Origin of the sequence: Bradyrhizobium pachyrhizi, assembly GCF_029714545.1 — a bacterium.
GTDB lineage: Bacteria > Pseudomonadota > Alphaproteobacteria > Rhizobiales > Xanthobacteraceae > Bradyrhizobium > Bradyrhizobium pachyrhizi.
In genome coordinates, this window is record NZ_CP121667.1 from 3,432,624 (window position 1) to 3,457,844 (window position 25,221).

The 25,221-nt window shown below is 65.7% G+C and carries 20 protein-coding genes; 9 read left to right on the forward strand and 11 right to left on the reverse strand.

Features of this window, described 5'->3' with window-relative positions:
- Nucleotides 1-42 precede the first annotated feature (42 nt).
- Nucleotides 43-3,177 carry an efflux RND transporter permease subunit gene (locus tag QA639_RS15730; protein ID WP_028331669.1) on the forward strand — a complete coding sequence of 1,045 codons (3,135 nt, stop codon included), beginning with the start codon at nt 43-45 and terminating at the stop codon, nt 3,175-3,177.
- Here the strand turns inward: QA639_RS15730 and QA639_RS15735 are convergent.
- On the reverse strand, nt 3,170-4,138 hold the full coding sequence (locus QA639_RS15735; protein WP_157347942.1) for an amidohydrolase family protein: 969 nt from the start codon (nt 4,136-4,138) through the stop codon (nt 3,170-3,172). The two genes, QA639_RS15730 and QA639_RS15735, sit on opposite strands and share 8 nt — an antisense overlap.
- A 138-nt stretch (nt 4,139-4,276) precedes the next feature.
- On the reverse strand, nt 4,277-5,695 hold the full coding sequence (locus QA639_RS15740) for a TolC family outer membrane protein (RefSeq protein ID WP_283090193.1): 1,419 nt from the start codon (nt 5,693-5,695) through the stop codon (nt 4,277-4,279).
- Nucleotides 5,696-5,936: 241 nt separating this feature from the next.
- On the opposite strand from QA639_RS15740, the gene QA639_RS15745 reads away from it, so the two are divergent.
- Nucleotides 5,937-7,799, forward strand: coding sequence for an acetyl-CoA hydrolase/transferase C-terminal domain-containing protein (locus QA639_RS15745; RefSeq protein WP_028331666.1), 1,863 nt, complete (start codon nt 5,937-5,939; stop codon nt 7,797-7,799).
- On the opposite strand, the gene QA639_RS15750 is transcribed toward QA639_RS15745, so the two are convergent.
- Entirely contained in the window at nt 7,796-8,575 is a 780-nt protein-coding gene (locus QA639_RS15750; protein ID WP_028331665.1) for an enoyl-CoA hydratase, read from the reverse strand. The genes QA639_RS15745 and QA639_RS15750 overlap by 4 nt on opposite strands.
- A 123-nt stretch (nt 8,576-8,698) precedes the next feature.
- Nucleotides 8,699-9,370 (reverse strand): hypothetical protein, encoded by a 672-nt coding sequence (locus QA639_RS15755; protein ID WP_038377096.1) that lies wholly within the window; start codon nt 9,368-9,370, stop codon nt 8,699-8,701.
- A gap of 325 nt (nt 9,371-9,695) precedes the next feature.
- Here QA639_RS15755 and QA639_RS15760 point away from each other — a divergent pair, with 325 nt between their 5' ends.
- Nucleotides 9,696-10,241, forward strand: a complete 546-nt coding sequence (locus QA639_RS15760; protein WP_028331663.1) for a sigma-70 family RNA polymerase sigma factor — start codon at nt 9,696-9,698, stop codon at nt 10,239-10,241.
- Between the two features lie 2 nt (nt 10,242-10,243).
- On the forward strand, nt 10,244-10,882 hold the full coding sequence (locus tag QA639_RS15765) for an NrsF family protein (RefSeq protein WP_028331662.1): 639 nt from the start codon (nt 10,244-10,246) through the stop codon (nt 10,880-10,882).
- A gap of 312 nt (nt 10,883-11,194) precedes the next feature.
- Here QA639_RS15765 and QA639_RS15770 read toward each other — a convergent pair whose 3' ends face one another.
- Nucleotides 11,195-12,301 (reverse strand): DUF2336 domain-containing protein, encoded by a 1,107-nt coding sequence (locus QA639_RS15770; RefSeq protein ID WP_028331661.1) that lies wholly within the window; start codon nt 12,299-12,301, stop codon nt 11,195-11,197.
- A gap of 59 nt (nt 12,302-12,360) precedes the next feature.
- Complete coding sequence (locus tag QA639_RS15775; RefSeq protein WP_283090194.1) at nt 12,361-13,509, reverse strand: GGDEF domain-containing protein; 1,149 nt, start codon at nt 13,507-13,509, stop codon at nt 12,361-12,363.
- Nucleotides 13,510-13,926: 417 nt separating this feature from the next.
- On the opposite strand from QA639_RS15775, the gene QA639_RS15780 reads away from it, so the two are divergent.
- The 4 genes from QA639_RS15780 to QA639_RS15795 all read left to right on the forward strand — a co-directional run bounded on the left by QA639_RS15780 (nt 13,927) and on the right by QA639_RS15795 (nt 17,998).
- Complete coding sequence (locus tag QA639_RS15780) at nt 13,927-14,496, forward strand: sigma-70 family RNA polymerase sigma factor (RefSeq protein ID WP_028331659.1); 570 nt, start codon at nt 13,927-13,929, stop codon at nt 14,494-14,496.
- On the forward strand, nt 14,493-15,212 hold the full coding sequence (locus QA639_RS15785; protein ID WP_028331658.1) for a hypothetical protein: 720 nt from the start codon (nt 14,493-14,495) through the stop codon (nt 15,210-15,212). Before QA639_RS15780 ends, QA639_RS15785 begins: the two co-directional genes overlap by 4 nt.
- 37 nt (nt 15,213-15,249) lie before the next feature.
- Nucleotides 15,250-16,938 (forward strand): S8 family serine peptidase, encoded by a 1,689-nt coding sequence (locus tag QA639_RS15790; RefSeq protein ID WP_028331657.1) that lies wholly within the window; start codon nt 15,250-15,252, stop codon nt 16,936-16,938.
- A 565-nt stretch (nt 16,939-17,503) separates the two neighbouring features.
- Entirely contained in the window at nt 17,504-17,998 is a 495-nt protein-coding gene (locus QA639_RS15795; protein ID WP_028331656.1) for a TIGR03809 family protein, read from the forward strand.
- 76 nt (nt 17,999-18,074) lie between these two features.
- Here QA639_RS15795 and QA639_RS15800 read toward each other — a convergent pair whose 3' ends face one another.
- Nucleotides 18,075-19,448, reverse strand: a complete 1,374-nt coding sequence (locus tag QA639_RS15800; RefSeq protein WP_157347945.1) for a TIGR03808 family TAT-translocated repetitive protein — start codon at nt 19,446-19,448, stop codon at nt 18,075-18,077.
- A gap of 440 nt (nt 19,449-19,888) precedes the next feature.
- Between QA639_RS15800 and QA639_RS15805 the strand changes: the two genes are divergently transcribed.
- A complete protein-coding gene (locus QA639_RS15805; RefSeq protein ID WP_028331654.1) occupies nt 19,889-20,179 on the forward strand; it encodes a hypothetical protein in 291 nt (96 codons plus the stop codon).
- A 32-nt stretch (nt 20,180-20,211) separates the two neighbouring features.
- Here the strand turns inward: QA639_RS15805 and QA639_RS15810 are convergent, their stop codons facing one another.
- The 4 genes from QA639_RS15810 to scpA all read right to left on the reverse strand — a co-directional run bounded on the left by QA639_RS15810 (nt 20,212) and on the right by scpA (nt 25,217).
- Nucleotides 20,212-20,859 (reverse strand): pyroglutamyl-peptidase I, encoded by a 648-nt coding sequence (locus tag QA639_RS15810; protein ID WP_028331653.1) that lies wholly within the window; start codon nt 20,857-20,859, stop codon nt 20,212-20,214.
- The gene (gene meaB, locus QA639_RS15815) at nt 20,856-21,848 is read right to left on the reverse strand and encodes a methylmalonyl Co-A mutase-associated GTPase MeaB (RefSeq protein WP_028331652.1); all 993 of its coding nucleotides are present in this window, start codon (nt 21,846-21,848) and stop codon (nt 20,856-20,858) included. The genes QA639_RS15810 and meaB overlap by 4 nt, the downstream gene beginning before the upstream one ends.
- Nucleotides 21,849-22,212: 364 nt before the next feature.
- Entirely contained in the window at nt 22,213-23,025 is an 813-nt protein-coding gene (locus tag QA639_RS15820; protein WP_157347946.1) for a DUF3298 and DUF4163 domain-containing protein, read from the reverse strand.
- A gap of 35 nt (nt 23,026-23,060) precedes the next feature.
- Entirely contained in the window at nt 23,061-25,217 is a 2,157-nt protein-coding gene (gene scpA, locus QA639_RS15825; protein ID WP_157347947.1) for a methylmalonyl-CoA mutase, read from the reverse strand.
- Nucleotides 25,218-25,221: the final 4 nt, after the last annotated feature.

Sequence of the window (25,221 nt, forward strand, 5' to 3'; positions counted from 1 at the left end):
CTCAATAAGAAAACTCCCTTCCAGTTGAAAGCGCCGATCTGAATGGATCGCCTCGTCGCCCTTGCCGTCAATCGCCGCTACTTGATGGTGGCCATGTTCGTGGCCGTCTTGATCGGCGGCCTGCTCGCGTTCAGGCAGCTCAACATCGAGGCCTATCCCGATCCGACCCCGCCGATGGTCGATATCGTGACGCAGAGCCCGGGCCTCTCGGCCGAGGAGATCGAACGCTACATCACGATCCCGATCGAGACCCAGGTCGCCGGCATCAAGAACCTCAAGACCATCCGTACCATCTCGCTGTACGGCCTTTCCGACGTCAAGCTGCAGTTCTCCTTCGACTACACCTATGACGAGGCGCTGCAACAGGTGCTCAACCGCCTGTCGCAGCTCGCGCCGCTGCCGGGCAACGTGCTGCCCGGCATCTCGCCGCTGAGTCCGATCGGCGAAATCTTCCGCTACCGCCTGAAGGGACCGCCGAACTACAGCGTGCTCGACCTCAAGACGCTGCAGGACTGGGTGCTGCAGCGCCGCTTTCGCGCCGTGCCCGGCGTGATCGACGTTACCGGCTGGGGCGGCAAGACCAAGACCTATGAGATTCAGGTCGACTTCAACAAGCTGGTCGCCAACGGCCTGACGCTGCCGCAGGTGCTGCAGGCGGTTTCCAACGCCAACATCAATGTCGGCGGCAACACCGTGAACATCGGCTCGCAATCGGCGGTGGTGCGCGGCGTCGGCCTGATCCGCTCGATCGACGACCTCGCCAACACCATGGTCTCGCAGTCCGGCGGCAATCCGGTGCTGGTGCGCGACATCGCCCATGTCACGATCGGCGAGAAGCCGCGGCTCGGCATCGCCGGCCTCGACAATGACGACGACATCGTGCAGGGCATCGTCCTGATGCGCCGCGGCGAGCAGAGCTCGCCGACGATTTCCCGCGTCGAGCAGCTGGTCCACGACATCAACCATTCCTCGATCCTGCCGCCCGGCGTGAAGATCGAGCGGATCTACGACCGCAAGGACCTGATCGAGCTCACCACCCACACCGTGCTGCACAACATGGTGGTCGGCATCCTCCTGATCGTGCTGTTGCAGTGGATCTTCCTCGGCGACCTCCGCAGCGCGCTGATCGTCGGCGCGACGATCCCGTTCGCGCTGTTCTTTGCCGTGATCATTCTGGTGCTGCGCGGCGAATCCGCCAATCTGCTGTCGGTCGGTGCGATCGATTTCGGCCTGATCGTCGATGCCACCGTGATCATGGTGGAGGCGATCTTCCGCCGGCTGTCGCAAACCACCGCGCTGTCGGAAGACGAGCGAAGCCACATCTCCGAGGACACGGTGATGGGGATGAAGAGCCACGCGATCCTGTCGGCAGCCGCCGACGTGTCGCGCTCGATCTTCTTTGCCGCGGCGATCATCATCGCGGCGTTCCTGCCGCTGTTCACGCTGTCCGGCGTCGAGGGCAACATCTTCGGTCCGATGGCGCGCACCTATGCTTACGCGCTGGCCGGCGGGCTGCTGGCGACGTTCACGGTCACTCCGGCGTTCAGCGCGATCATCCTGCCGGCGCATATCCACGAGACCGAGACCTGGATCGTCAAGAAGCTCGACGCGATCTATCTGCCGGTGCTGAACTGGGCGATCGCCAACCGCAAGCTGGTGATGGCCGGCGCGGCCGGCCTCGTGGTCATGACCATCATCTTCGCGCGCTTCCTCGGCCTCGAATTCCTGCCCAAGCTGGAAGAGGGCAATCTGTGGATCCGCGCCACGCTGCCGCCGACGATCTCGCTGCAGGAGGGCAATGCCTATGTCAACGAGATGCGGAAGCTGATCCGCAGCCGCCCCGAGGTGGTGTCGGTGGTGTCGCAGCACGGCCGTCCCGACGACGGCACCGATGCGGCCGGCCTGTTCAACGCCGAATTCTTCGCGCCGCTGAAGCCGGCCAGCGAATGGCCAAATACTCACGACAAGGACGTGCTGACCGCGCAATTGCTGGCGCAGTTGCAGGAGAAATTCCCGGGCGTCGAATTCAATTTCTCGCAATATCTGCAGGACAACGTGTCGGAAGCGGTGTCCGGCGTGAAGGGCGAGAACTCGATCAAGCTCTACGGCAATGATCTGCAGGCGCTGACCGACACCGCCAACAAGATCAAGTCGGTGCTGTCGACGGTGCAGGGCGTCACCGACCTTGCGGTGTTCACCTCGCTCGGCCAGCCGACCATCCAGATCGACGTCGATCGCGCGCGTGCCGCGCGCTATGGCCTGTCACCGGGCGATATCAACGCCACGATCCGCGTTGCCGTCGGCGGCGACAGCGCCGGCGACCTCTATGAGCCGGGCAGCGACCGGCACTTCCCGATTATCGTCCGCCTTGCGCCGGAATATCGCAAGAGCGCGGAAGCGATCCAGAACTTGCGGATCGGGGTGGCGAACGCCAACGGCGGTATCACGCAGATCCCGCTCTCCGAAGTGGCCTCGATCAACCTGATCTCCGGCGCGGCCTATATCTACCGCGAGCAGCAGGAGCGCTATTTGCCGATCAAGTTCTCGGTGCGCGAGCGCGACCTCGGCAGCGCGATCCGGGAGGCGCAGCAGAAGATCGACGAGCAGGTGCAGCTACCGCCTGGATCGCGTGTCGAGTGGGTCGGCGAGTTCGGCAATCTGCAGGATGCGATCAGGCGGCTCTCGATCGTGGTGCCGATCAGCCTCGCGCTGATCGCGGTGCTGCTGTTCTTCAATTTCGGCTCGATGGTCGACACCATGCTCGCGATGAGTGTGATCCCGATGGCGATCTTCGGCGGCGTGCTCGGGCTTCTGATCTCGGGGATTCCGTTCAGCGTGTCGGCGGCTATCGGTTTCATCGCGCTGTTCGGCATCGCGGTGATGGACGGCATCATCATCCTGTCGCAGTTCAACCAGCTGATCGATGAAGGCTACGACCGGATGCGCGCGGTGATCCGCACCGGCGAGTTGCAGCTGCGTCCGGTGCTGATGACCTGCGTGGTGGCGGGCGTCGGCCTGTTGCCGGCGGCGGTGTCGGAGGGCATCGGCTCGCAGGTGCAGAAGCCGCTCGCCATCGTCGTCGTCACCGGCATGATGCTGGCGCCGCTGGTGATCCTGATCACGCTGCCGGTCTTGATCTCCTACTTCTCGCGCCGGCCGAAGGACAGCCTCAGGTGAAGCCGTAGAGCCGCGCCGGGTTGTCGACCAGGATCGCCTTGCGGACCGCGGCGTCCGGCGCCCAGACCGGAAGCTGGTTGAGGAGGCGGCCGTCGTCGATCTGAAACAGCGGCGTCACGTCGGTGACCTTCCTGCCTTGCGGCGTCACCGAATCCGGATGCGGCCAGTCGGTGCCCCAGACAATGCGCTCGGCATTGGCTGCGATCAGCGCCTGCGCCAGCGGCGTGGCGTCGGCATAATCGGGCGCAAGCTTGGAGGCGCGGTAGGCGCCGGAAATCTTGACATAGGCCTTGCCGGACTTGACGAGCGCGAGCAGGTCGGCAAATCCCGGCTGGCCGGTGCCGAGCGCGGCTTCGGCGCCGCCGAAATGGTCGAACACGACCGGCACCGGCGCTGTGGCGACGAGGTCCTTGATCGCGGAGATCATCGCGAGGCTGGTGAACAGCTGCACATGCCAGCCGCGCGCCTTCATCCGCTCGATCGCGGCCGAGAAGCGCTGCCGGCCGACATTGGGATCGTTGACACCGCCGGTCGCGAGGTTGAGGCGGATACCGCGGAAGCCGGCCTTGTTCATGGCATCGAGATCGCTCTCGCTGGTCTTGTCGTCGATCACGGCGACGCCGCGCGCGGTCGGCCCGCGGGCCGTGATGCCGAACAGGGTCGACGAATTGTCGGTGCCATAGACGCTCGGCGTCACGATCACCACGCGCTCGACATGGAGCGCCTTGTGCAGCGCGCTCATCTCCTCCGGCGAGGCCGGTTCGGGCGTGTAGACGCGGCCGGCGAAGAACGGGAATTTCTCGGGGTCGCCATGGATGTGGGTGTGGCAGTCGCACGCCCCTGCAGGCACGTCGAAATTCACCGCGGTTGATGGTTGCGCTGCCTTGGAAAATGCGTTGCCGCTGGTCATGGTCACTCCCGCTGCGATGGAAGCCAGCATCATATCGCGTCGCGTCAGCATTGGACGTCTCCCTGTGTGCTCGGCTGTTATGCGCGTCATACGCGCGTCGGCATTATGGGTTGCCGGCGGGGGCGGAGGTTATCGGCGGAGAGAGCGGGCGGGAAGGGCCCGTTCGCGGTGCGAACGGTTCCGCAATGCCTATTGTCCCGACGGCGTGCGCAGGCCGTGCCAGGCGTCGCGCACCTGATGGTAGTGCACCTCGGGCAGGTAGTCCGGCGTCTTCAGGTTCAGCGTCTTGACGTCGAGGCGCCCGGTCGCGCTGAGCAGCGTGTAGGAGGCGATCACGCGGTCGCGCTGCGCACCGATCAGCCGTGCTCGTGCGGTGATCAGATCCTGCTGCGCGTTGAGCACGTCTACCGTGGTGCGCTGGCCGCCCGCGGCTTCTTTCTGCACGCCGGCCAGCGCAACCTCCGCAGCCTTCATCTCGGACTCGGAGGCCGACACCGCGATCTTGGCGCCCTCATTGGCGACCCACGCGCTGACCACGGCGGTCTTGGCCTGATTGCGGACCTGATCCAGCACCAGCCGGCTCTGCGCCGCGACCTCCTTGGCCTGCCGGGTCTGCGATGCGGCGGTGCCGCCGTCATAGATCGGCTGCGTCACCTGACCGATCACCGAGGCCTGATCGGTGCCGAAGCTGCCGAGCGTGGTGTCGGTGTCGCGGCTGCGGCTGACGCTGCCCTGCACGGAGACGTTCGGCATCAGGCTGCTCTCGGCGACGCGAATCGAGGTCGAGGCGACGTCGACGTCGAAGCCTGCCGCGGTGACGGCGGGATGCTCGCGGAGCGAGAGCGCGATCGCATCCTCGCGGCTGCGCGGCAACAGTCGGTCGATGGTCTCGGCCGGGCGCAACTGGGATGGCGCGTTGCCGACCACCTGCGCATAGGTGGCCTGGCTGATCGCGTAATTGACCTCGGCGGCGTTGAGGTCGGCAAGGCCGCGGTTGAGCCGCGCCTCGGCCTGGGCGGTATCGGTCGGCGTCACGTCGCCGGCATTGAGGCGCCGTTCGGTGATTGCCCGGGTCTCCTTCAGGAAGGCGACGTTGGCGCGCTGCGCCTCGACCAGGGTCTGGTTGGCCAGCACATTGGTGTAGGCGGTGACGGCGTCGAGCAGCACACCCTGGCCGACATTGCGCAACGCCTCGCGGCCGGACTGCACCTGCAACTCGGCGACGCGGACGCTGTTGGCGGTCTTGAAGCCGTTGAACAGGGTCTGCGTCACCGTGACGCCGATCTGCCACGGCTTCAGCGTTGCGGTCTGGATCACATTGCCGGGCAGCAGATCGCGCACCGCCTGCAGGCCGACCGACAGGCCGGCAATGATCTGGGGACGGTAGCCGGCCAGCGCCTGCGGCACGTTCTCGTCGGTCGCACGCTGGCGCGCCCGCTCGGCGTTGAGTTGCGGATTGGTCTGATACGCCTTGACCAAGGCTTCCGGCAGGCTCTCGGCGCGGGCCGCGGTCTCCGTCAGCAGCGCACATGCCAGCACGCCAAGGCCGATGCCCGACAAAAGCACGCGCCTCGCTACGTCGCCGACCCTCGCGGCACGCTCAACCATGTGATCCCGCAAACCAAAACTCCGGCAGTGCGCCCCCGCCGACGCCGCCGACACATCTACCTGTTTACGGGGCGGTGCCGCCACAGACAAACCGCCGCGCGACATCTGCACATCATTTCAGTTCTGTCTGTTGCCGGTTCGTCACAGGCGCACGTATCGGTCATATGAAGTATAAGTTTGAACCGCCGGCCGTCGATTCAACGATGCCGGTTATCCACCGTCTCGTCCGGGTCCATTGCTGATGCCGATATTCTTCTCCGACCCCGAGGCGATCGCGGAGCACATCATTCGTGACGTCGGAACCGAACTGGTGGTCGGGCTGCCGCTCGGCCTCGGCAAGGCCAACCACATCGTCAACGCGCTGTATGCGCGGGCGGTGGCCGACCGCTCCATCAACCTGACGCTGTTCTCCGCGTTGACGCTGGAAAAGCCGAAGCCGAAGAGCCTGCTCGAACGGCGTTTCATCGGACCTGTGATCGACCGCCTGTTCGGCGGCTATCCGGATCTAGCCTACGCGGATGCGCTGCATCATGGCGCACTTCCGCCCAACATCAAGGTGATCGAGTTCTTCTTCCTCGCGGGGCAGTGGTTGCACCAGCCATTCGCGCAACAGCACTACATTTCCGCCAACTACACCCATGCGGCGTCATATTTGTTGGCGCGCGGACTGAATGTCGTGCCTCAGCTCGTTGCCAAGCGCATGGTTGACGGCGTGCCGCGCTACAGCCTGAGCTGCAACACCGACACCACGCTCGACGTGCTGCGCGCCCGTGCGCAGGGGCGGGCGTCGTTCAAGCTGATCGGCCAGGTCAATTCCGAGCTGCCGTTCATGCCTGGCGCCGGCGACCTGCCGGCGGATCAATTCGCCGCGGTGCTCGACAGTCCCGAGACCGATTTCTCGCTGTTCGCGCCGCCGTCCGAGCCGATCAGCGACACCAAATATGCGATCGGCTTGCACGCCGCTGGTCTGGTCCGCGACGGCGGCACGTTGCAGATCGGCATCGGGCAGGTCGGCGACGCGCTGGCGCAGGGGCTCGTGGTCCGCCATCGCGACAACGCCCAATTCCACGGCATCATGCGGCGCCTTGCGCCCGGTACCGGGCAACTCGCCGCGGCCGAGACCGGGTCGTTCGAAAAGGGTCTCTACGGCGTCAGCGAGATGCTGTTCGAGGCGTTCCTCGGGTTGATCGACGCCGGCATCCTCAAGCGCGAGGTCGGCGGCGTGATCCTGCACGGCGCATTCTTCCTGGGCCCGCCATCATTCTACCGGGCGCTGCGTGAGATGGCACCGGAGCGGCTGGTGCGAATCCAGATGATGCCGGTTTCCTTCACCAACGAGATCTTCGGCGACGAGGACGGCAAGCGTCGCGCCCGGGTCGATGCGCGCTTCGTCAACAATGCGATGATGGCGACGCTGCTCGGCGCTGCGATCTCGGACGGTCTCGAGAACGGCCAGGTCGTGAGCGGGGTCGGCGGCCAGTATAATTTTGTGGCGCAGGCATTCGCGCTCGAGGGCGCACGTTCTGTGCTGGCGCTGGAGGCGACCCGTCAGTCCGGCAAGCAAGCGCAGTCGAACATCCGCTGGTCCTATGGACATGAGACCATCCCGCGGCATTTGCGCGATGTCTTTGTCACTGAATATGGCGTCGCCGACGTCAGGGGGAAATCCGATGCCGACGTGATCGCCGCGATGCTGCAGGTCTCGGACTCCCGCTTCCAGGGTGAATTGATGCGGCAGGCCAAGGATGCCGGCAAGCTGCCGCGCAGCTACGAGATTCCTGCGGCGCATCGCGAAAATTATCCCGAGCGCATCAGTGCTGCGCTGAGGCCCGCGCGCGACGCCGGGCTGCTGCCGTCATTCCCGTTCGGCAGCGACTTCACCGATGTCGAGCAGCGGCTGATTCCGGCTTTGCAGATCTTGCGGCAGGCGCAGCACACGCCGCTGCAACTCGCCGGCCTGCTGTGGCAGGGCATGCGGCATCCGCCCGATGCCGCCGACCGCGAATGCCTGGCGCGGCTCGGTCTCGACAAGCCGGCGCATTTCGCCGAGCGCGCCTATCGCGCGCTCGTCACCGCGGCCTTGCAACGGAGCCGAAAGGGTTAGCGATTCTTGTTGACCGGCTTGCGCTTCTCGATGAACGCCGCCATGCCCTCGGAGCGATCCTCGAGCGCGAAGGTCGAGTGGAACAGGTTGCGCTCGACATTCATGCCTTCCGCGAGCGGCGTCTCGAATGCGCGGTTGATGGCTTCCTTGGCCATCGCGGCGGCCGGGCGCGACATCGAGGCGATCTTCTCGGCTGCCGCGAGCGCCTCCTCGAGCAGCTTGTCGGCCGGCACGATCCGCGACACGAGGCCCGAGCGCTCGGCTTCCGCCGCATCCATCATCCGCCCGGTCAGGCAGAGGTCCATCGCCTTCGACTTGCCGATCGCGCGGGTCAGGCGCTGCGTGCCACCGATGCCGGGAATGGTGCCGAGGGTGATTTCCGGCTGGCCGAACTTGGCGGTGTCGGCGGCGATGATGATGTCGCACATCATCGCGAGCTCGCAGCCGCCGCCGAGCGCATAGCCCGCGACCGCGGCAATGGTCGGCTTGCGGCAACGGGCGACGCGGTCGCCGCCGATGGCGGTGAAGTCGCTGTTGAACATGTCGATGAAGCCCTTCGGCTGCATCTCCTTGATGTCGGCGCCGGCCGCGAACGCCTTCTCGCTGCCGGTGATCAGGATACAGCCGATCTTGTCGTCGGCCTCGAGATCGTCGACCGCCGCTGCGATCTCGCGGAATACGCCGAACGAGAGCGCATTCAGCATTTTCGGCCGGTTCAGCGTGATGACGCCGACCGGTCCCTTGCTTTCAACAATGATGAATTCGAACATAGCCATGGACGCAAACCCCGTGCCTGATTTGCCGGGCAATGTGCCCGCTGACGGGATGCGCTTCAAGTGGCTGAAGCGAGGCTTTGGGCTGCGGTGCGGCGCCCCCGCGCCGCACCGCAGGCGCCTCCGCTAGGCCATGAACATGCGCGCGGCGGAGGCCACCGTGAGCAGGGCACCGAAGCCGATGAAGATCTTCCCGATCAGCGAGGTCTGGTCCCAGCTCGCGCTGTCGCTGCTCGCCAGAACCGGGGCCGGCTTGGGTGCAGCCACGGCAACCGTCGGCGGCGGCCCGGGCGGTGTCTCCTGTTGAGCGGTCTGCGGCTGGGCCGGCTGCGGCTGTTCCGCCGGCTGCTCCTGCTGCAGGGCGCGGTCGACCTCGTTGAGCTGGTCGGATGCGACCACATTACCGTCGGACTGGTCTGCCGGCTTGTCGGCCGCGGCAATCAACACATTGGCTTTCACCGGCGTCGCCGCCGCATTGTCGTCGCCGGAGGTCAGCTCCGCATTGGCGTTGGCGACGGTGGCGGGAATGCCTGCCGAGGTGACCCTGCCGGCGTCGTTATTGGTGGCCTTCTTGCTCTCGGACTTGTCGGCCGTCTTGGAGGACTGGCGACGCGCATGGCGCCGGCCATGCCGGGAGCTCTGTTGCGCGGACTTCTCGGTCGTTGCGCTGTCGGATTTCGATGCCGATGCGTCCGAACCGGCCGCATGCGCCGCCAGCGGACCGGCGAGACCTACGAAAAGGCCTGTCAGTCCTGTCGCAACCATCAATGCCAAGCGCCCGCCGGCTTTGATCTTCATTTTGATGATCTCCCCATGTCGCCCGCCCAAGGGCGAAAAGAGACCCCGCTGCGTGTCCACACCGGGGCAGAAAAAGGGAATCTTCGGGCATCCGGGGGCAAAAGCTGGGCAATTTCTTCCCAGCGGCCCATCGACGGCAGCAGCACCGATGCTTGTCGGACCGATCGGTGTTATGAGCCGTGACGTCTGGAAACCCGCCGGAGCGATTCTTTGAGGCCGATCCTCGGCGCGGTCTTGCCGGAGGATAGAGATCACGAATTCGTGATCGTTTGGCGTGCCGCGTAACGAACTGAAAGATCGGCCGAATTGCAATTCAGGAGCCTGCGTGCGCGAACGTGAGGATGAATGGACCGGCCTGATGCGGTCGGCCATTTCAGGCGATGATGCTGCGTATCATCGCCTGCTCAAGGCCATCACGCCGGTACTCCGTGCCGCAGCGCGCCGCGGCCTGGCGCGCGCGGGACAACCGGTCGATCAGTCCGAGGACATCGTGCAGGACATCTTGTTGGCGGTACATTTGAAGCGACAGACCTGGGACACCAGCGCGGCGTTCGCGCCCTGGCTGTTCGCGATCGCGCGCAACAAGCTGATCGACGCGCTGCGCCGCCGCGGCAAGCGGATCTTCGTCAACATCGATGATTTCGCCGAGACGCTGCCCGGGGAAACGCCGGAACCGACGGCCTCGCCGAGCGAGGTGAGCGCCCAATTGCAGGCTTTGCCCGCGCGGCAGCGCGAGGTGCTGCAATCGATCGCGGTCGACAGCGCCTCGATCAAGGACACCGCGGCGAAATTCTCGATGACCGAGGGCGCGGTGCGGGTCGCGCTGCATCGCGGGCTTGCGAGCCTCACTGCGAAATTACGGGATCGATGAGCATGGATACCGATCAACTCATTCGAACCCTTGCCGCCGACAATGCCTATCGCGCGCGTCCGATCGGTCTTGCGCTGATGCTGGCACTGCTGGCGGCGGCGCCGGTCTCGCTCCTGATCTTCTTCGCCGAACTCGGCGTGCGGCCCGACGTGATGAGCGCGATGCACAATCCGTTCTTCGACCTGAAATTCGCCGTGACGCTGGCGCTCGCCGCCTCGGCGATCGCGGTCAGCCTGCATCTGTCGCGCCCGGAGGCCTCGCTGCGCGGCTTCGGCTGGTGGCTGCTGATTCCTGCCGGCATCCTCGTCGCCGCCATCAGCGGCGAGATGATGATGCCGCAGCGTACGCCGATGATGACGCGGCTGATCGGCAAAAATTCGATGGCCTGCATGACCGCGATCCCCGCGATGTCGCTGCCGCTGCTGGTCGGCGCGCTGTACGGGCTGCGGCAGGGCGCGCCGGCGCGGCCGGCTGTCGCCGGCGCGATAGCCGGCCTGCTCTCGGCGGGGCTGGCGGCGACCGTCTACGCGTCGCACTGCACGGATGACTCGCCGCTGTTCGTCGCCACCTGGTACACGCTGGCGACCGCGATCGTCGCGAGCGTCGGCGCGCTGATGGGAAACCGGGCGCTACGATATTGAGCAATCGTAGTCGGGCTGGAGCCAACGGGTCGCGCGAACGCGCGCCCGATAACAGCTCCGCGAAATCCGGCTGCGACCCAACCTCCCCTTGAAAAGGGGCGGTTGCTTTGCTCATCAGAGCAAAGCGGGGTGGGGATCGGCTCTCTCCAAGAGTAGCGTCGCCTGCGGCTGACCCCCATCCCGACCTTCCCCCTTTCAGGGGGAAGGGGAAGAGAGCTTCGTAGCCCGGATGCTGCGGAGCGAAATCCGGACAGCTCCATCCGCGGATACAGGTCCCCGGATTGCGCTTCGTTGCATCCGGGCTGCGGGAAATCAGGCCGCGGGCGCGGACTGCTGCATGCGATGGAAGCGCAGCACCTGCTGCGCGGTGGACGGCCGCAGCCGCTCATAGGTGTCCTTGCAGGCCTGCAAATCGGTCGGCTCGCCGCCCGAGATGTCGTCGCGCAGGTTGATAATCGCCCGCACTGTCGACCATGACAGTCCCGAGACCTTGGCCAGGATCATGACGCCTTCGGCGCGGGTTTCGATCATCATGTTCTCGGCGACGCTGACCGAGACGTTGGCGAGCGCGGCGAGCGAGGCGTTGGTCTCGTCGAACTTGCCGGCCTCGGCGAAGGCTGCGAGCTGGAATTCGTCGAGCCGGCCGTCCTGGTAGAGCGACTTGACCAAGGCATGTGCGATCGTGGTGTCCGGCGTCACGGCGGCTGGCGCCGAGCGCGCGCGTCGCGTCGCTTCCTTCACCGCGATCGGAATCTCCTTGGCCTGCTGCGGATTGGCAGCCTCGAGCCGCTGCCTGACCGCGTCCGAGGCCTTGGCGACCAGCTTGAGATAGAGATGCCGCGGAATGTTCGGGCGCAGGCCGACGCAGGTCGACAGGTTGTCATCGCCCTCGGCGCGGCTGACCAGGCGGGTGAAGCCGCGCTCGGTGAACTCCGCGCCGGGATTGTTGACCGCGCTCTGGATCACCTCGTCATTGCCGCGCAGCACCAGCACGTCGGTGACGGCGCCGCTCAGCGTCTTGCGGTTCGAGATCGCGAGCAGATGCGCCTGGCTCTTGCTGCGCGCCGTTTCGATCAGGGTGTCGTCGTCGAGCCGCGGCGACAGAGTCAGCACGGGGCCCGCGACCTCGATCAGGTCGTCGAAGGCAAGGGTGCGGATGGTCTGCGGCGGTGCAGTGTCGATCGGAGCGAGGCGGTCGGCGAGCAACGCCTTGGCCGAGTTTTCGATGTGCTCGAGCAGGCATTGGAAAACGTCGTCGAACAGCACGATCTGCTCGTTGGAATAGTTCACCGAGCCGTTGATGAAGAGGTCGGTCACGCGGCGCAGCGTCTCGACGCGGCGTGCGACGGTGCCGTGCGCGAGCGTCGTCTGCAGCTCGTCGAGCAGACTTTCGGGGGCGGTCTCGGGCTTCAAGCTCATGACTCTGTCCTGGAGCAGTGGCGACGGCTTCTCCGGCGCCGAAGAGGAAATGGAGGATCTCAGGCGCTGGCGATGCGGTTGCGTCCCCTGGCCTTGGCTGCGTAAAGCGCGCCATCGGCGCGGGCGAGCAACGTATCGGAGTTTTCGCGCGGCTTGAGCGTCGTGACGCCTGCGGAGATCGTCACCCGCATGCCGGGCGAGAATGCGCTCCAGTCGAGATCGGCGATGATCGCGCGCAACCGCTCGAGCGCGCGCATCGCCTGATCCTGCGACAGGTCGGGCAGCACCAGCAAGAATTCCTCGCCGCCGTAGCGGCCGAAGCGATCGACGCTGCGGAGGTTGGCGAACATGCCGATGGCGAAGGTGCGCAGCGCCTCGTCGCCGATCGGATGGCCGTAGACGTCGTTGATGCGCTTGAAATGGTCGAGGTCGATCAGCGCAACCGCGCAGGAGCTGCCGTTGCGCGCGCAGCGCGCGATCTCCTCTTCGAGCGTGCGCATGATGCTGCGGCGATTGGAGGTGCCGGTCAGTTCATCGAGCTCCGCGAGCTCCTCGATGCGCCGATAGGCCTCCTTCAGCTTCAGTCCGCTCTGATACAGCGATTGCTGCATCGAACTGGAGAAGATGCCGAGGCACATGCAGCGCCCGATCGTCAGCGCGAACACCAGCATGGTGGCGAGGCGATCGATCCGGGTCGCGGTCGGCATCCCGATCGCCTTGTCGGTGGCGAGGAACAGCGCGGCGAGGCCCAGCACCATGACGGTCCAGACGATCGCGGTTTGCCGCGCCGAGGTGCGCAGCGCGCCGAAGCCGAACACCACGAACAGGTTGCAGAGGAACAGCACGCCGACTTCCGGCGCGATGTAGGTGAACACCAGCAGGTTCACCATGTTGATCGCCGATTGCGGCGCGACCAGATAGTGGTCGCGGAAGCGCTCGTGAAAGCCGCGCTCGGAGAGCACCACATAGACGGCGACCAAAGACAGGCCCGTCAGCGCGTAGCCCGCCGCCACCCAAACGGACGTGGTGCCGCCATGCGCGTAGATCAGCAGCACGACGGCGTCGAGCACGAAGCAGGCCGCAATCATCGACTGGATCTGGCGGCGCTGCTTGGCCCGGCGCGCCAGGCGCTCGGCCGTCAGCCTGGGACGGCCGCTTTCCGATGCGCCCGCGATCGGGCTGGGAAGTGACGACGCAGCGCTGCCCATGGTCCCGCCATTGGTGAAATCCGGCGAAAATCTACGTGGGAAAGCCTTTAGGTTTGGTATCTTTTGGAACCGAATCTACCCCGGTGTAACCCGGTCATCGCCCTTGTTTCGTAAGGGGAATCCGTTCGCGGAGGCGAGGCGGGAGCGATGTGCGGCAAGCGTGCGCTGTGGCGGACTTCGTGACGGTGCTGGCTTGCCGATAAAGCCTTGGTATGGTCGCGCCGGATGGTACCTGTCCGCGAGAGTTCTCACTATTATGATACCGTTTATCGAGTCTCGGTTGATTTTTCCTCATTGGAAGCGCCGACTGTGGCATAGATCACACATGCAGTACGGACATTGCCGTAATGTAAAGAATCTTGGCTCTCGCGTCGAACCACGCACCGCCCCCTTCAGACCAACTTTGCGAGACGGCCATTGAGCGCGACACAGGCGGCTTCAGACGACGTTCTGATCGCTCGGATCGCTCAAGGCGACCGGATTGCCATGCAGGTGCTGTACGGGCGGCACCATGTCAGGGTGTACCGCTTCGGGCTTCGGCTCGTGCGGGACGAACAGGTGGCGGAAGACCTCATCAGCGAGGTCTTCCTGGACGTGTGGCGTCAGGCGGGCAAGTTTGAGGGACGATCCGCCGTTTCGACCTGGCTTCTGGCAATTACCCGGTTCAAGGCGTTGTCTTCGCTGCGGCGAAGGAAGGACGCCGAACTGGACGATGAGGCCGCGAACGCGATCGAGGACACGTCCGACGATCCGGAAACGGTAGTGCAGAAGAAGGACACCGGTGACACGCTGCGTAGGTGCTTGACGGGACTATCGGCGGAACATCGGGAAATTGTCGATCTTGTCTACTATCACGAGAAATCCGTGGAAGATGTCGCTGAGATCGTGGGGATTCCGGAGAATACCGTGAAGACGCGCCTGTTCTATGCGCGCAAGAAACTTGCCGAGTTGCTGAAGGCAGCCGGTGTCGAGCGAGGTTGGCCATGATGGCTGCGAGAACAAAGGTGCAAGAGCCTGACGATATCGAGATGCTGCTGCCCTGGCACGCGGCCGGCACGCTGAACGCGCGTGACACGCGCCGCGTCGAGGACGCGCTCGCGAGCGATCCGGAGCTCGCCCGGCAATATGCCGTCATTCGCGAGGAATATACCGAGACCATCGGCCTCAACGAGAGCCTCGGTGCGCCCTCGGCGCGCGCGATGCAGAAGCTGTTCGCCGCGATCGATGCCGAGCCGGAGCACAAGCCGTCGATGGGCTCGCGCATGTCGGCCTCCGTCTCGGAGTTCTTTTCGAAATTGTCGCCGCGGACGCTGGCGTGGTCGTCCGGCCTCGGTGCGGTCGTGGTGTTGTTGCAGGCGGGCGTGATCGGCGCGGTGCTGATGCGCAGCCAGCCGGCCTTGTTCCAGACGGCGTCGCTCGATGTCGCCGAGCGCAGTGCGCCGGTCGCGCCCAGTGCGCCGATCACCCGCGACCTCGGCGCCAGCGTGGCGGCGACGCCGACCCGGCTGCTGGTGCGCTTCACACCCGATGCCAGGGTCGCCGACATCACGTCGCTGCTCGAGAATTACCAGGCCTCGATCCTCGACGGGAAGGGCGGGATGTTCCGGCTGCAGTTCCGCGCAATGGACAAGAGCAGCGTCGCTGCGCTGATTGCGCGTTTGCAGAAGGAGAAGATCGTCAGCCTCGCGGTGGAAACGCCGTAATCGGTGGCTGACGATTCTACGCCGAGTTGAGGTCACCATGGCCGCCAATGGCCGGACCAGATCGACGAACCACGCGATCGCCGCAGCCGCAGCATTGTTGCTGGTCTGTGTTGCCGGCTCCGCCTCCGCCCAGAATTTCATGCGATCGCCGACCGGTGGCGCGCCACAGGTCTCGCCCGGGTTGCGGGCCAATCCCGGCATCGGAAGGCTTGGTGGCAATCCCGCCGGCGGGTTCGGCAACCCAGTTGGCCGCATGCCGCCGCTATCGGTGGACCGCGGCCCGGCCACGTCGTGGACCGACGATGGGCCGCGACCGCGCATGCCGCCCCCAGTGCGCCCCGCGCCCCGTCTCTCCGCCAATTGCGATGACGGCGATCGCGGCCAATGTACCGACCGGCCGGTTGCCGGCAACGGCGGCGGGAAGGCCGCAGCGCGGAAGGGCAGGGCCGGCGGCGGCGGCAGTTTGCGTGCGCAGGACGCGTCGAGCTTGCGAACCGTGCCGAATGAGCTCGTGGCCGAAATCGACGGTGCATTGACGGCGGCGGAGGCAGATGCACTCGCGCGCCGTCATGGGTTGAGGCGGATCGCCTCGCAGAATGTCGCGCTGCTGGGTGCGACGATCGGCCGGTTCCGCATCCCGGGCAATCGTTCGGCCGAAATGGCGAGCCGCGAACTCGCAAGCGATGCCGGCGTCCGCTCCGTACAGCCCAACTACCGTTACGCGTTGCAGGACCAGGAGGCGGCGTCGGGCGGCAGCGATCCGGCGCAATATGCCCCGACACAGCTGCATCTGCCCGCGGCCCACAAGCTGGCGCGCGGGATGAATGTCACCATTGCCGTGATCGATTCCGGCGTCGATGTCGCTCATCCGGAGCTGGCGAACACGGTCGCCGATGCCTTCGATGCGCTCGGCAGCAAGGATGCTCCAAACGCCCACGGCACCGCCATTGCCGGCGCGATTGCGGCGCGTGTCAGGCTCACGGGGAGCGCGCCGGAAGTGCGGATCCTGGCGATCCGCGCCTTCGGTGCGGTCGCGGGCGGCGCCGGGAGCACGTCCTATGTGATCCTCAGGAGTCTCGACTACGCGGTGGCGCATGGCGCGCAGATCGTGAACATGAGCTTCGCCGGACCGAAGGACGCACTTGTCGAGCGTGCGGTGGCCGCCGCTGTGGCACGGGACGTCGTGCTGGTCGCCGCGGCCGGTAATGCCGGCGCGACATCGCCGCCGTTGTATCCGGCCGCCCATCCCGACGTGATCGCGGTCAGTGGCACCGATGCCGGCGAACGGCTGATGGCGGCCTCGAACCGCGGCAGCCATATCGCGTTGGCGGCCCCGGGCGCCGACCTTCTCGTGCCGGTGCCTGGCGGCAAGTACCAGCTGATGTCGGGCACCTCGTTTTCGGCTGCGTTCGTCAGCGGCATCGCGGCCTTGGTGCTGGAACGCAATCCGGCATTGAAGCCCGCCGAGGTGCGACGAGTCCTGACCAGCACGGCGCGCGATCTCGGGACACCTGGACGTGACGATCTGTTCGGTGCAGGGGAAGCGGATGCGCTTGCCGCGGTGATGGCGGCGACCAGTGCTCCCGTTGGCTCTGCCGCGGACAAACCGTCGCAGCCTGCACGGCAGGCCGACGGCAATAACACTTCCGTGAGCCGCACGTCGACTGAACCCGCGCCATCGATCGCATCGGAGGATTCCACTGCAAATCGCCGTGCTGCGCAGTGATTTTCGACGCCGAACGCCTGCAACGGTGCGATGGAACCGCGACGCGAGAAGGTTAAAAAAATCGCCGGCGATTTGAACGTCCGCCTTCCTCTCACGACTTATGTGTGTGGGAGCGGTTTAACCCTCCCCGGCTATATCAGGCGCGAGCGCCCATCCACCCCAAGCGCCCATATGGCTTTGACCCGTCCGGTTGTCCCCCCGGACGGGTCTTTCATTTTGGGGGCACCCTTGCATGACGGACTCGACGGTGCGCGGCACGATGGCGCCGACCGATCGCGGAGGGATGGGATGGGCATGCGCGCAACGGCGGCGGCGGTTTGCTGTGGATCATTCCGCCCCAGGAGCGGTGCGCATCGCCACCACGGCAAGTCGATGACTTGAGGCAGTTCGAGCGAGAAACTCCGTAGTAGAGCGGACTTCTTCGATCGCCCGTTCGCGATTAAGAATTTAGTTAGACTTTATTTACCTTTTCCACAGAATATCGGCGTCACGTCCAGTTGATTCGGTTCGGTTCGGTTCGGTTCGGTTGCGTCTGCGTCCGTTTCTTTTCCTGCGGGCAACTTGAATGACACATCGGACCGACGTGGCCAGAGGCCAGGAGATCGTTGCACGCTGGTGCAACCTCGCCGAGCAAAGGCTGGAGCACCTTACCGAACTGTTCGATACCGGGCGCTGGCGGCGCTATCACAGCGAGCAGGCCTTTCTCGAGAACATCAGGGAAGCCCGCGCCGCGGTCGACATCTGGCGCGAATTGCTGACCCGCGAAGCCTCGCTCGACAATTCGCCGATCGACCTGTCCTGGCTCGGCCGCGGCAGTTCGAAACTGCCGCCGCCTGACATCTCGCCGATGTCGGAGCGCCGGTCTGAGGCGGCAGTCCTGGCGGAGGCTGCGATGACCGCGGTCGCTGCCGCGCTGGAGACCGTCGCCGAGGTCCTCGAGGAGCCGCCCACCGTTGCCGACGCGCCGCCGCTGGAGATGCCCCCTCCGGCGATGCCCCCGCCGGTGCTCGATCTCGACACCATCCAGCGACGCTACCCGCTGCTGCGCAACGCGCTGTAGGCGGTCGCTTTAGCGCTTTTTTTGAGCATGATCTCCGCGCTTGTCGCGAGGAAAAGCCGCTTCGCATTTTCCGGATCTAGCGCCGCACCGCGTTCGCGCCGACCACGAGCTGCGCATATTGCTGGGCGCCGCCTGCCGACAGATCCGGCGTGATCGGGCGGGCATGGTCGAGCCCAACCACCGCGCCGCGCGGGGTTTCCGAGATCATGTTGTTGTTGATCAGCGCGGAGCCTGCGCCCGGCACCACCGAGACGCCGATGCCGATGGGGGCGTTGCGGACGACGTTGCCCGTGATGGCGACGTCGCGCAGATATTTGCCCCAGCCGGCGACGATGCCGAAGGTCGGCGCATTCTCAATCACATTGCCGGTCACGGAGCTGTCGGCCTCGACATAGATGCCGATGCCGGCGCCGTCGTTCGGGTCGGTGCCTGCAGGGCGCTTCGGCAGCAGGTTGCGGATGATGTTGCCCTGGACCACCGCGATGCGGCCGCCCTCGTTGAAATTGCACACGGAGACGCCGATCGCGGCGCCGTCGACGGTGTTGTTGGCGATGACCGCGGCCTCGAAGGAGAACTCCGAATATAGCGCGACCTCGCGGACATTGCTGACGCTGTTGTCGGTGATGTGGATGTTGGAAGCCGAATTGCCGCGCACCGCCGAGAAGTCGCAGTTCTTGATGCGGTTGCCGCGCACGATCACGTTGCCGGCGCGGAAGGCGTTGATGGCGTTGCCGTACTGCCCGGAGCCGCCGGGGCCGGCCTTGATGTCCTCGATGCGGTTGTCGGCGACGATCGAGCCGTCGTCGCCGATCGCGGTGCGCAGGATCTCGATGCCGTTGTCGTTGGTGCCCTGGATGGTGTTGCGCGACACCATCAGGCCGAGCGCGTCGAACGACACCAGCGCCGTGGTCGCGATCTCGGTGAAGACGTTGTTGCTGACGTCGCCCGACATCTGCTCGAACCAGATGCCGTTGCCGCCGCTGCCGGTGAACCGGCAATCGGTGATGCGGATGTCGCGGCCGGACAGGCAGTGCACGAGGCCGCGCCGGTTCGGCAGCGGCACGTTGCCGCCGTCGAAGGTCAGGCCCATCAGGACGATGCCGCCGGCGCCTTCGCCTTCCAGCAGCGAGGCGCCGCCGTCGAACACCAGCCGGCTGGCGCCGCGCACGCCGATCAGCTGGCTGCCGGGCGCAAGCCGCAACAGGCCGGTGCGGTAGACGCCGGGCGGGAACGCGAGCGGCACCTGCGCCCGCGCGGCGTCGTCGATCGCACGCTGCAGATTGCGGGTCTGGTCGTCGGGGCTGCCGGGGCGCACGCCATATTGCGTGACGTCGCGGCCGAGCGAGCCGGTCGATGGCGCGGCGGCGCGCGCAGCGTCAGGCGACATCGCAAGCGCGCCGGCCGCGCCGGCGGCGGTTGCTCCGATCAGATGGCGGCGGTTGACGTCCATGGGCAAGGCCCTCGCAACATTCGCGAGCGGTGACGTTCGCGGGTCGAGTGGTAGCGCGAAAGGCGGCGCGGCATGGTGAACACGCCGACGCAGCGGGCCGATTGTTGGCGGTAGGGTTAATCGCGGGTGCAACCGATTCACGCCGTCAAACAGGCGTTCCCCGGTGTCATCACGCGCGCATGCGGGTGATCCAGCATTCCAGAGACGCCGGTGTTTGGGCCGAGAAGCCGCGGCGTACTGGATGCCCCGCATTCGCTGGCCTGAAACCGGGGAGAATGCGGGCCCACGGTTCCTTCCCAGGCGTCGTCCGGGCGATGGCCGGGACGACACTGAATGGCCGCTGCAGACCTCGTCATTCGATCCAATTTTAGTATTTGCTGGGGGTCTACGGTTGACGCGTCTGGACTATTGCTCGCCCGCTGGCTTGAGAGGAGAGACCGGTGTTTGACGTGGGAGACCTGGTTGTCTGCATCGACAATGGCCCGAAGAAAGGAGCCATTGGGCCGGTAGTGGCGATCCATCATTTGCTGCACAAGGGGCGCATCTACCGCGTCAATTTCATCGGGACGACCTGGACGGGGAGTCTGACTGTCGGGCTGGCAGGCGTCGCGCTACCTCCTCCGATGATTGGGTTCGAACCCTACAGATTCCGCAAGATCGATCCTGCGGAGCCTGAATTCATTGAAATGATGCGCAGCTTGCGTACGCGTGAGTTGGAGGATGCCAACTAGGGGCGTGCACTTGCACCGCCCGATCCGCACGCTCACGCGCGCGAGGCCTGCCGGGTCAGTTTCACCAGCTCCATCAGCATGGCCTCGCCGGCATCGACGAGCGCTTCCAGCGTGATCGATGATTTGCCGGGTGCAGCCGTGCCGTCATGGGCGAGCGGCGGAACGTGGACGAATTGCGCGAGGCACAAGTCATTGTCGCCGTTCACGGCCTCGATCGCGCGCCAGCTCAGATAGTTGCAGAGATAGCTGCCGGCATCGCGCGAGGCTCGCGCGTCGATCCCGGTCGCCAGCGCGGCGCGCAGTAATTTGTCAGTATGCGGCCCGAACATGCGTGCATCGGCGTCGCCCTCGATCGATCCCTTGCGTGCATGCTGGCGGCCGGCGTCGGGGAAGCGCGTGGTCACCGCGTTGCGGGCGCGGCTTTCGATCCGCAGATAGCCGGTGCGGCCGGCGAGCCCGAACATCAAGAGCGCCTGCGGGCGGTGTTTTGCGATCAGCTCCGGCAATTCGCGGTCGACGGCCGCGTAGGTGACGTCGAAGATGTGGCTCGACAGCGCGACGTCGTCGAAGGCCGGGCGGCGCAGGGCGGTCAGCCGCTTCACCAACGGCATGGTCGGGTTGAACGGCGCACCCGGAAACGGCCCGAAGCCGGTGACGAGGATGCGCAGCCTGCCGCTCAACGCAGCATCTCCGCGATCTGTTCGGCCGCGACCGCGGGCGAGATGCGGCCGCCGGCGACCTCGGCCTCCATCTTCTTCACCTTGGCGCGGATCGCGGCATCAGAGCGCAGTCGCGCCATCATCCGGCTCTCCAGCATCGACCACATCCACTTCACCTGCTGCTCCCGGCGGCGGCCGGCGAACTCGCCCGAGGCGTTCATCGCGGTACGGTGGTCGAGGATCTTCTGCCAGAGCCGGTCGAGTCCGGCGCCGGTCAGGGCGGAATAGGTCTCCACCGGCGGATGCCAGTGCTCGGAGCGCGGCGCGAGGATGTGCAGCGCGCTGCGATAGTCGGCGGCGGCGAGGTTGGCGCGCTTGAGGTTGTCGCCGTCGGCCTTGTTGATCGCGATCATGTCGGCGAGTTCGACAAGGCCTTTCTTGATGCCCTGCAGCTCGTCACCGGCGCCCGGCAGCATCAAGGCCAGGAAGAAGTCGGTCATGTCGCAGACCGCGGTCTCGGACTGGCCGATGCCGACGGTCTCGACCAGCACGACGTCGAAGCCGGCGGCCTCGCACAACAGCATCGCCTCGCGGGTCTTCGCCGCGACGCCGCCGAGCGTGCCCGAGGAGGGCGAGGGACGGATGAAGGCCTGGTCGGAGACGGCGAGCCGCGCCATCCGGGTCTTGTCGCCGAGGATCGAGCCGCCGGTGCGCGCCGAGGACGGATCGACCGCCAGCACCGCGACCTTGTGGCCGCGCTCGATCAGGAACATGCCGAGCGCATCGATGGTGGTCGACTTGCCGACGCCGGGCGAACCGGTGATGCCGACCCGTACCGCCTTCCCGGTGTCGGGCAAGAGCGCCTGCACCAACTCGCGCGCCGCCGCCTGGTGATCGCTGCGCCGGCTCTCGACCAGCGTGATCGCCCGTGCCAGCGCGGCGCGGTGGCCGTCACGGAGGTCCTTGGCGAGGGCGCTGATGTCGGGAGCGGCAGGCTTCGGTGAGGTCATGGTGTTGGTTTACAACGGCTGGCCATGGCAGGCGAGGGGAACGCGGATCGGCACCGGCGCGGCTTGTTGATGACGCCTCGGACATGAGGTGATGAGGTTGAATGGCCGCAAAGGCGGTGGTGCACTCTCTCTCGCGCTTGCGGGTCACTTGCGGGAGGGGGGAGGCGCGTTGCCAAAATATCGAAAACAACCCCATGCAAAGTAGCCGGCGGTGGCCGGCGTTCGACCCGGCTACTTGACACGTCGGGCAACTCACGGATATTTTTCCAATATTCCGAAATCGCGCAGACGCACGCTCGCCCTGGGGCATATGGCAGGTGCCGCGCCTTGCCTCGAGACCGGTTCAACCTGACTTCATCATGTTCTAGTCTCGATCGTCTGCGTCGCCCTCCGGCCGCGCGCCGGCGAAGATTTTCGTGCCTTCCGCCGTCAGATACGGCTTCAGCGTCTCCCACGGCACGAAGATGACGTATTGGCCTTCGGCATAGGGGCCGACGGTGTAGGGCGGGTAGTGGAAGGTGAGGCCGGAGCTCTTGCCTGATACGGTCGACGGCGCCAGCGTCACGGCGCCGATCTTGAGCAGGGTGGGCTTCAGCTCCTTGTACCACTCGGCGGTCGCGGTCTCGCCGGCGCCGCGCCGCTTCTTCTCGGCGTTCAGCGCGCTGACGACGGCCTTGCGCATCGCCGTCAGGGTCGGGCCGTTGTCTGCGGTCTCGGTGAAGAAGGGGCGGATGCTGATGCGCTTCTTCGCCGTCGTATTCCACAGGATGGTGTTGACGTCGGAGTTCGGATGCGCGCCGTGGGTGTCCATGTAGTCATCGCGCAGCACGCTCACATAGCGGCCGTCGACGACGGAGCGCTCGGAGTATTTGCGTTCGAACGAGTAGCCGCCGCGATCCTTGAAGAGCTTGGGCTCATCCTTCCGCGCGGAAGCCGCCTCCGCCGCATTCTTCTCGATCCACTTCCGGCCTTCGGCGAGACAATCGGCCGCCAGCGCACTATCTCCCTTGATCTTGTCGTCGAGATAGACGCTGGCCTCGATGCTTGCGTTCTTGATCGCGGCGTCGGGCTTCGGATCGGCCTTGGGATCGGCGGCGCGCGCGGGAAGGCAGAGGCAAGCGAGCACGCCGGCAAGACCCACGATGCGGACAGGCGTCATCGAGCGAGCGGCGCGCATGGAAAGCTCCTGAAAGGAGAGGGGATACGGCAGCGCTACTCCGCTGCAGCGCTATGGCCGAGCCGGGCGTTGAGCTTGTGGATCAGCTCCTCGGCGGCATCCGAGATCACAGTGCCCGGCGGGAAGATCGCCTCGGCGCCGGCCGCATACAGCGCGTCGTAATCCTGCGGCGGCACCACGCCGCCGATGATGATCATGATGTCGTCGCGGCCGTGCTTCTTCAGCGCGGCCTTCAATTCCGGCACCGCGGTGAGATGCGCCGCGGCAAGCGAGGAGACGCCGAGAATGTGGACGTCGTTCTCGACTGCCTGACGGGCGGCTTCGTCGGCGGTCGCGAACAACGGCCCGATATCGACGTCGAAGCCGACATCGGCGAACGCCGATGCGATCACCTTCTGGCCGCGGTCATGGCCGTCCTGGCCGATTTTCGCCACCAGGATGCGCGGGCGGCGGCCTTCGGCCTCCTCGAACGCATCGATCAGGGCCTGCACTTTTTCGACCTTGTTGGACATCGCCGCTGCCTCTCGCTTGTAGACGCCGGTGATGGACTTGATCTCGGCGCGGTGGCGGCCGAACACCTTTTCCATGGCGTCCGAAATCTCGCCGACGGTGGCTTTGGCGCGAGCGGCGTCGATCGCCAGCGCCAGCAAATTGCCGTTGCCTTCGCCCGCCGAGCGGGTGAGCGCGGCGAGCGCCGCATCGACGTCCTTCTGGTTGCGCTCCTTCTTGAGCCGCGCCAGCTTGTCGATCTGCAGCCGCCGCACGGTGGAGTTCTCCACCTTGAGCACGTCGATCGGCTTCTCGCTCTCGGGCTTGAACTTGTTGACGCCGATCACCGCCTGCCGGCCGGCATCGATCCGCGCCTGCGTCTTGGCGGAAGCTTCCTCGATCCTGAGCTTCGGCACGCCGGCCTCGATCGCCTTGGCCATGCCGCCGAGCGCCTCGACCTCCTGGATGTGCCCCCAGGCCTTCTGTGCGAGATCGCGGGTCAGCCGCTCGACATAATAGGAGCCGCCCCAGGGATCGATGATGCGGTTGGTGCCGCTCTCCTGCTGCAGGAACAGCTGGGTGTTGCGGGCGATGCGCGCGGAGAAGTCGGTCGGCAGCGCCAGGGCCTCGTCGAGCGCGTTGGTGTGCAGCGACTGGGTGTGGCCTTGGGTTGCCGCCATCGCCTCGATCGTGGTGCGCATCACGTTGTTGAAGACGTCCTGCGCGGTCAGCGACCAGCCCGAGGTCTGGCAATGGGTGCGCAGCGACAGCGAGCGCGGATCCTTCGGATTGAACTGCTTGAGCAGCTTGGCCCACAACAGCCGCGCGGCGCGCATCTTGGCGACTTCCATGAAGAAGTTCATGCCGATTGCCCAGAAGAACGACAGCCGCGGCGCAAAGCGGTCGACGTCGAGGCCCGCGGCCAGCCCGGCGCGCAGATATTCGACGCCGTCGGCCAAGGTATAGGCGAGCTCGAGGTCCTGCGTCGCGCCGGCTTCCTGCATGTGGTAGCCGGAAATGGAAATGGAATTGTATTTCGGCATCCGCTGCGAGGTGTAGGCGAAGATGTCCGAGATGATCCGCATCGAGGGGCCAGGCGGATAGATGTAGGTGTTGCGCACCATGAACTCTTTCAGAATGTCGTTCTGAATGGTGCCCGACAGTTTCTCCGGCGGCACGCCCTGTTCCTCGGCAGCCGCGACGAACAGCGCGAGGATCGGCAGCACCGCGCCGTTCATGGTCATCGACACGCTCATCTGGTCGAGCGGGATGCCGGCGAACAGCGTGCGCATGTCGTAGATGGAATCGATCGCGACGCCGGCCATGCCGACGTCGCCGGAGACGCGCGGATGATCCGAGTCATAGCCGCGGTGGGTGGCGAGGTCGAAGGCGACCGACAGGCCCTTCTGTCCGGCCGCGAGGTTGCGGCGATAGAACGCGTTGGAATCCTCCGCCGTGGAGAAGCCAGCATATTGCCGGATGGTCCAGGGCTGGTTGACATACATGGTCGGGTAGGGGCCGCGCAGATAGGGCGCGATCCCCGGCCAGGTCTCGAGGAAGTCGATGCCTTCGAGATCGGCTTCACCGTAGACGGATTTCACCGGGATGCCCTCGGGCGTCAGCCACGGCTCGGCGCTCGCAACCGGGGCCGTACTGGCCACGGGCTGGAAGGCGACATCGGCGAAATTGGGAATGCGGGTCATTCCT